General features: G+C 48.3%; 1 pseudogene. It reads left to right on the plus strand.

What is annotated here, in order from left to right:
* Window positions 1-265, plus strand: a pseudogene (gene trmE / locus AAEY72_RS15245) (tRNA uridine-5-carboxymethylaminomethyl(34) synthesis GTPase MnmE); the annotation flags it as partial.

Genomic DNA, 265 nt, shown 5'->3' on the forward strand with positions numbered 1-265 from the left:
TCGCTGACGCTATCGATGCTACTAGTGCTGCCGCTGCAAGCAGCGCTATTCGCTCATTGAGTGGTGAGTTTTCAGATAAAATCAATCAGCTATTAGAGCAGCTTATTCACCTGCGTCTACACGTCGAGGCGGCGATAGACTTTCCTGATGAAGAGGACGTTGATTTCTTATCTGACGGGGTAATCCAAGACAAGCTTGAACAAACCCAAGCTCAAATACAGCAAGTACTAGCGACCGCTAAGCAAGGCCAAATGCTGCGAGATGG

This window comes from Psychrobacter sp. W2-37-MNA-CIBAN-0211 (genome assembly GCF_040309405.1).
GTDB lineage: Bacteria > Pseudomonadota > Gammaproteobacteria > Pseudomonadales > Moraxellaceae > Psychrobacter > Psychrobacter glaciei.